General features: G+C 42.0%; 9 protein-coding genes. 4 read left to right on the top strand and 5 right to left on the bottom strand.

All coding sequences use genetic code 11. The features are described 5' to 3' along the window. Nucleotides 1-318: 318 nt before the first annotated feature. The 4 genes from B879_RS22250 to fabG all read right to left on the bottom strand — a co-directional run bounded on the left by B879_RS22250 (nt 319) and on the right by fabG (nt 2822). Complete coding sequence (locus B879_RS22250) at nt 319-477, bottom strand: type II toxin-antitoxin system antitoxin (RefSeq protein WP_009187070.1); 159 nt, start codon at nt 475-477, stop codon at nt 319-321. Beyond that, nucleotides 467-949 carry a hypothetical protein gene (locus B879_RS20105; RefSeq protein ID WP_009187069.1) on the bottom strand — a complete coding sequence of 161 codons (483 nt, stop codon included), beginning with the start codon at nt 947-949 and terminating at the stop codon, nt 467-469. The genes B879_RS22250 and B879_RS20105 overlap by 11 nt, the downstream gene beginning before the upstream one ends. Before the next feature lie 5 nt (nt 950-954). Continuing rightward, nucleotides 955-1803, bottom strand: a complete 849-nt coding sequence (locus tag B879_RS20100; RefSeq protein ID WP_009187068.1) for an SPFH domain-containing protein — start codon at nt 1801-1803, stop codon at nt 955-957. Between the two features lie 272 nt (nt 1804-2075). Then, entirely contained in the window at nt 2076-2822 is a 747-nt protein-coding gene (fabG, locus tag B879_RS20095) for a 3-oxoacyl-[acyl-carrier-protein] reductase (protein WP_009187067.1), read from the bottom strand. Nucleotides 2823-3056: 234 nt separating this feature from the next. On the opposite strand from fabG, the gene B879_RS20090 reads away from it, so the two are divergent. The 3 genes from B879_RS20090 to B879_RS20080 all read left to right on the top strand — a co-directional run bounded on the left by B879_RS20090 (nt 3057) and on the right by B879_RS20080 (nt 4712). After that, on the top strand, nt 3057-3521 hold the full coding sequence (locus B879_RS20090) for a GNAT family N-acetyltransferase (RefSeq protein WP_009187066.1): 465 nt from the start codon (nt 3057-3059) through the stop codon (nt 3519-3521). Continuing rightward, entirely contained in the window at nt 3518-3958 is a 441-nt protein-coding gene (locus B879_RS20085; protein WP_009187065.1) for a GNAT family N-acetyltransferase, read from the top strand. The genes B879_RS20090 and B879_RS20085 overlap by 4 nt, the downstream gene beginning before the upstream one ends. 181 nt (nt 3959-4139) lie before the next feature. After that, nucleotides 4140-4712 (top strand): AraC family transcriptional regulator, encoded by a 573-nt coding sequence (locus tag B879_RS20080; RefSeq protein WP_009187064.1) that lies wholly within the window; start codon nt 4140-4142, stop codon nt 4710-4712. Between the two features lie 850 nt (nt 4713-5562). On the opposite strand, the gene B879_RS20075 is transcribed toward B879_RS20080, so the two are convergent. Then, a complete protein-coding gene (locus B879_RS20075; RefSeq protein ID WP_009187063.1) occupies nt 5563-5847 on the bottom strand; it encodes a TIGR03643 family protein in 285 nt (94 codons plus the stop codon). A gap of 40 nt (nt 5848-5887) precedes the next feature. On the opposite strand from B879_RS20075, the gene B879_RS20070 reads away from it, so the two are divergent. After that, on the top strand, nt 5888-6619 hold a 732-nt coding region (locus B879_RS20070; protein ID WP_040401369.1), incomplete at its 3' end, for a deoxyribodipyrimidine photo-lyase.

Genomic DNA, 6619 nt, shown 5'->3' with positions numbered 1-6619 from the left:
AAAGAATCAAGAGACAAGATCAAGAAACAGCTGTACCAGGTACCAAGTACAATGTACCAAGATGTCAGGATTAGGCTTTCGGAAGTAAAGTATGGTTATTATAAGAAAATCACGTAGTGATTGAATCTGTAAAGTGTTATTTGCCCAGGGTTACTGCACGGGGATGGTTGAAATTAATCAAATGATCCATCATTGATTTACCCCGACCCTTCAGGCCGGGGTATCTTGGGAGCTGCGTTACAGGTTGCCGATGGCCTCCAACGATCGTTTTGTTATTACACCCCTTCAGGGCTTTGCAGTACATGGTACCTGGTACCATTATTTTTTCTGCTTCAATCTTCCCGCCTTCTTCAAGGCCTCATGGATGATCCATTCGATCTGTCCATTGGTACTGCGAAACTCATCTGATGCCCATTTTTCCACAGCCTTCATCATTTCCTCATCCAATCTCAGGGCAAAGGGTTTCTTAGCCGCCATGATTTCCTGATTTTATTTGGTTAAACTGGTCAATGGCCTTTTGCATTTCTTCGGGCTTTTGGGTGCCAAGGAGAAATTTTTTATTTTTTAAAGTCACCACTAGACCATGTTTTCCCCTTACATTATAGGCCCACATGTCGAAATTGTAGCGGATACCCCAGCCTCCAAATTTAAAGATGGAGTTGTAAGCAATGAGCTCCAATTTTTCTATCTCCCCCAATTTATATGACCTTCTTCTGATTAAAGGGAAGAAACTGAATGACAGGGCGACTTCGTCTACCCGTGTTTTAAGCTTCATGCTGACCAAGAGCAGAATAACCAATCCTATAATCATTACGGGAATGACCATTTCCCAGTCTTCCATAGGTTGGCTAAGCAGTCCATAAAATATGATTCCTGTGGCCACCAATAAGATGGCCCAAACCCATGGCTGATTAAAGCGCTGTGTTTCTTTGAAGATATAAGTTGCCATAATGCTTACTGATTAAGCGTACCTACATTCAATACCGGACTCGCTGATCTGTCAGAACACAGCACTACCATCAGGTTACTGACCATGGCTGCTTTTTTCTCTTCCTCAAAGTCTATGATACCTTTTAATTTTAAATCTTCCAATGCCATTTCTACCATTCCCACGGCACCGTCCACGATTTTTCTTCTTGCAGCGACTATGGCTGTGGCCTGCTGTCTCTGCAACATGGCAGAAGCGATTTCGGAAGCATAGGCCAGGTGGGAAATTCTGGCTTCTATGACCTTAATGCCCGCATGTTTGAGCCTATCTATGATTTCCTCTTCCAGAGATTGGTTGACTTCTTCTACTCCGGATCTCAGGGTGATTTCAGCATCTTCTGCTTCAAAATCATCATAGGGATACTTACCGGCCATTTTTCTTACCGCAGCGTCGGTCTGTAGGTGTACAAAGTTCTCATAATCATTTACCTCAAATGTAGCTTTGAAGGTGTCTTCTACCTGCCAGACTACAATGGTGCCTACCATAACCGGGTTACCGATTTTGTCATTCACCTTAAGGGGTTTGTTTTCAAAATTCCTGACCCTGAGAGAAATCTTCTGCTTGGTCATGAAAGGGTTCACCCAAAAGAAACCATTGGCTTTCACAGTACCTTTGTATGCTCCGAACAGGATCAATACCATGGCCTTATTGGGTTGTAAAGTAAAGAATCCCGGAAGTATCAAAATAAACAGTACGATCAGTACTATTCCCAACCAGATAACCTGGTTCATCAAGGACAAAACTATGGCCGGTATCAGGGCTATCGCCACCAATACCATCAAATAGCCGGATAAGGGTTTGGTTAATTTCTCCATATTGTAATGATATTAAAATGATATCATTACAATATACTGAATTTTTTTTAAAAGGTTGTATTTAAAAAAATAAAACCCCGCCCAAAATCAATGAGCGGGGATGCTTAGACCTTTGAGGTTTTGGAAACCTCGAAGGTCTTTAGAATTATGAAACCTTCGAGATTTTTGAAATTGCAAAATTCATGGCTCTTTACTCCATTATTTTCCTCAAACAAAAATCCTCTATATTACGACTACACGAGTCTTATTTCTTGCTTCTTGCGTCTATTATCTTAAGTAAGCATCGCCCCATCCACCTGAAGCACTTGACCTGAGATATACGAACTCATATCTGAACCTAGGAACACGCAGGCATTGGCCACTTCTTCCGGTTGTCCGCCACGTTTCATTGGGATGGCATCTCTCCAGCCTTGCACGGTTTTCTCGTCTAAAACCGCAGTCATTTCAGTTTCGATAAAGCCAGGTGCTACGGCATTGCAACGGATATTTCTGGATCCCAATTCCAGGGCCACAGACTTGGTAAAGCCGATGATGCCGGATTTGGAAGCGGAATAGTTGGCCTGTCCGGCATTGCCTTTGATCCCTACAACAGAAGTGATATTGATGATGGAACCAGCCTTTGCCTTCATCATGGTGCGGGTGGCTGCTTTTACCGTATTGAAACAGGATTTGAGGTTGACTCCAATGACTTCATCCCATGCTTCTTCCGTCATTCGCATCAATAGGTTGTCACGGGTAATACCGGCATTGTTGATCAGGATATCCAAAGCACCAAAGTCTGCCACTACAGCATTGACCAATTCCTCGGCTGCTTTAAAGTCAGAGGCGTCAGAACGATAACCTCTGGCCTTGACCCCGAAAGCTGCCAATTCATCTTCCAAAGCCTGACCTTTTTCTACACTGGAAAGGTAAGTAAATGCTACATTGGCGCCCTCTTGGGCATATCGGATAGCGATAGCTCTGCCGATTCCTTTAGATGCTCCTGTGATCAGAGCCGTTTTTCCGCTTAATAATCCCATATTGAATTTTTGGTTGGTGTAAAACAAAGGTCAAAAATAAGGAATTTTTTAGAATGGGTTTACTTGAGATTTAGCTTTTGGAAATTTGCTTGTAGTTATGTTCTTTAAACTTGAGACTTTTCCTCCGTCAGAGTGACGTACATTTCTGTGAATTCCAAATTTTACCATCAGGAAAGGGATGCCTTTTTCCCACTTATTTTTTGTGCTTATATTCATGGAATGAATTCAATCGCTATGAATACCATCGCCATAATCGACTACCGACCCGAACTCCAGCCCCATTTTGAGCGGATCAACAAAGCTTGGGTGGAGCAGTTTTTTTCATTGGAGCCCTTTGATATTGCACAATTGGAAAACCCACAAGAAAATATTCTTGATAAAGGTGGCCATATCATCTTTGCCAAAGAAAATGATCAAGTGTTGGGTACTGTGGCCCTCATTCCTTCCAAAGAGTCAGAAACCTTTGAAATGATCAAAATGGGTGTGGCTGCCGAAGGACAGGGGAGAGGCATAGGCTTTCTTCTAGGAAAGGCCATACTGGATAAGGCCAAAACCATAGGAGCCAAAAAAGTGGTGTTGTTTTCAAGCTCTAAGTTGGTGCCAGCACTTCATTTGTACAAGAAACTTGGCTTTCGAGAGGTAGAAATGGGTTGTGGCCAATACGGACGCTGTAATGTCAAAATGGAAATCAGCTTATGAAGAAGATAAAAATCAGACAGGGTACTGTCCAAGAAGTGGCAGAACTTTCTAAAAAAGTAACCGAGTTCTTTCAGCCATTTTCTGAAAAAACTTATGAGGAAAGGCTTAAAGACGTCGTTCACCTGATCCTAATTGCAGAAGTGGATGACAAACCTGTTGGCTTTAAGGTGGGCTATCAGCGGGATTCTCCTGAATTTTTTTATTCCTGGATGGGTGGGGTGCTGGACAGTTACAGGAGAATGGGTATTGCGACCAAATTAGCGGATGAACAGGAACGTTGGGCCAGGAATCATGGTTATCTAAAAGTATATTTCAAAACCCGAAACCGCTTCTCAAAAATGATCCACTTTGGCCTCAATAGAGGTTTTAAAATAGTGGACCTTATCAAAAAAGGAGGAATTGAGGATTATAGGATTGTGATGGAGAAAGTATTGTGATCTTATCATAGTTCCTTTGTCAGGAAGAGATGCGATGTTCGTAAGGGTTTTCGAAGAGATATTTATTGATATTGGATCCGCCATGGCGGACAGGATATTGGTAGATATTATTCTAGAATCTGAAAAAATATTCTTTTAGATAATTGGATTTTGGATTGGTTGAGGGGTAAATAATGTGGAAATGGAAGGTAATTTTGTGAAAGAAGTACAGGTCAAAAATATGGTATGTCCCCGCTGTGTGCTTGCGGTAGAGCAGTCTCTGCAGCAATTGGATATTCCTTTTGAAAAAGTGGTCTTGGGAAAGGTGTTTTTCTCTCAACCAATTGATGAAAATCAACTTTCCCAATTAGAGCAGGCATTCGGCCACTTGGGTTTTGAAATCCTAAAAAGCAAAGAAGTGCAAAGGATAGAGGGGGTCAAACGTTTGCTCCTTGGGCTTATCCAACAAGCCGACATTCCAGAAGGATTCAATCTCACTGATTTCATCAAGGAACATGTGCCTGAGGATTACTCGCGCATCAGCCATTTGTTTAGCAGCACCGAGGGTATCACCATAGAACGGTATTTTATTCAACTGAAATTGGACAAGGTTAAAGAATGGTTGTTTTATGAGGAAATGCAGCTGAGTGAGATGGCCTGGAAATTGGGCTACAGTTCTGTGCAACACCTTTCTTCACAATTCAAAAAGCATACAGGAATGACGCCTTCAGCTTACAAGAAAATCAAGAAAGGTAGTGCTGAGGGTTGGAAATAAGGGTTTTTAGGAGTGATTACAGAATGAGGCTTGGTGTTTTTAAGAACCTATAATTGGCAAATGTAAAAGCGCACGTCATTCTGAGAATTTGAAATTTGGTATTTACAGAAAGGAAATGATATCACTTGATCCGTCACCCTGATTCCTCTTCACAAAAATCCTTTTTTATTTGCCACATAGAAACATAGGATACATAGCAAAAATCAGACACTACGTTGCTATTTTCTTGCAATTAAACCCTTCATAACGAAACCTAATGCATAGTCCGGGTTAAAAAAAATCTGCCACAAATATCCATCTGTGGTGGAGGGGGATGAAGCTTCAATAACTGTCATTTCTTTTTCTGAACATTTTCCTAAATGTTGAATTCTCAGAATGACGATTCGTGCATAGTGCCATTGGTAACCAGAGCTTGCAGAGATTAAAGCCTGCCCTGTAGTAATACGGGGGATCTCCTCTATTTAGGGAGACCCCCCGAAAGGATCGGGGCAGGCTTTCGCTTCACTACCAATGACAAATAGCTATTTCTCGCGGCGATCGCGGCGACTTCGCAGCGCCCGCTGCGTGAAACCTTTTGTCAATTTATTGTCTGTAAATTAAAAATTTTAAAATCTCAGGGTGACGGCTACTCTTATCCGTCATTGTACATATGATAAATCTATACCCCCCTTAAAACAGCAAAGCGTCGATTCACATCGACGCCTAAAAGTTTTGCAAGGTTAGTAAAAAATGTTCGTTTGCTGTACGTTCCCAAAAGTACATCTCCAAGATTGCCCCAACGCAAAGGGAATATTAAATGTCCTTTAATTAAAAGGAAACTTTTTCCTAAAATCTTAATATTGGGATAACCTTACCTTTTGGAAATTTTATTCAAGCTGATATTTCTCTGAAGTTTAGACCTGAACCTGTCCAAATCTTCCGGACTTTTGGCCTGATGCTTGGTGGCTCTCCCCTGCACCCTTTCTCTCCACATTCTGAAGGAACTTGGCTTCATCTCCCTGCGCATCAGGGTGATAACTTCCTTTTCGGAAAGTCCAAATTGGGCTGTAATCGCATCAAAGGGTGTCCTGTCTTCCCAGGCCATCTCAATGATTCGATCGATCGCCTCTGGACTTAGATTTTTGAGTTTCTTCATATTCCCTAAACTTTAGCTTTTCTCCTTTGTTTTTCAATGGATGCAAAAAGTGAATATTGTTTGGTTCAAAAGGGATTTGAGGTTAGGGGACCATGAGCCCTTGGCTACTGCCATAAAAGAAGGCCTTCCCATCATCCTCATTTACTGTTTTGAACCTTCTTTGGTGCGGGCGGCTCAAAGTGATGACAGGCATTGGCGTTTCGTGTGGCAAAGTTTGGAGGAAATGAACAAGGACTTGGCACAATTTGATGCTAAAGTGCATGTCTTTTACCAGGAAGTAATGCCCATTTTCCAGCATATTTCAGCGCATTATGAAGTGCAACAGGTATTCTCCCATGTGGAAACAGGCATTCAAGTCACCTATGAGAGGGATAGAACCATGGCAGATTTTTTCGCATCTCAAGGGATTGTATGGAAAGAATTTCAACAGCAAGGGGTCACTCGGAGAAGAAAAGACCGGAAAAACTGGTCCAAGGATTGGTATGCCTTTATGTCCGCGGCTACATGTGATCCTGATTTATCAAAAGCCAGATTTTTCACCCTCTCCAATACCTTTATACAGGGGATAGAACAAACATCTATTCCTGAAAAATGGAAAACCGCTCAGCCGAATATGCAAAAAGGAGGAGAAATTGTGGGTAGGAAATATATGGATTCCTTCTTTTCCGATAGGGTTAAAAATTATAACAAACATATCAGTAAGCCCGAGTTGAGCCGTAAGGGTTGTAGCCGATTGTCTCCTTACCTGGCTTGGGGCAACCTGTCCATGCGG

Origin of the sequence: Cecembia lonarensis LW9 (assembly GCF_000298295.1) — a bacterium.
Classification (GTDB): domain Bacteria; phylum Bacteroidota; class Bacteroidia; order Cytophagales; family Cyclobacteriaceae; genus Cecembia; species Cecembia lonarensis.
Note: the sequence above shows the minus strand (reverse complement) of the source record. Positions and strands in the feature narration are given on the sequence as shown.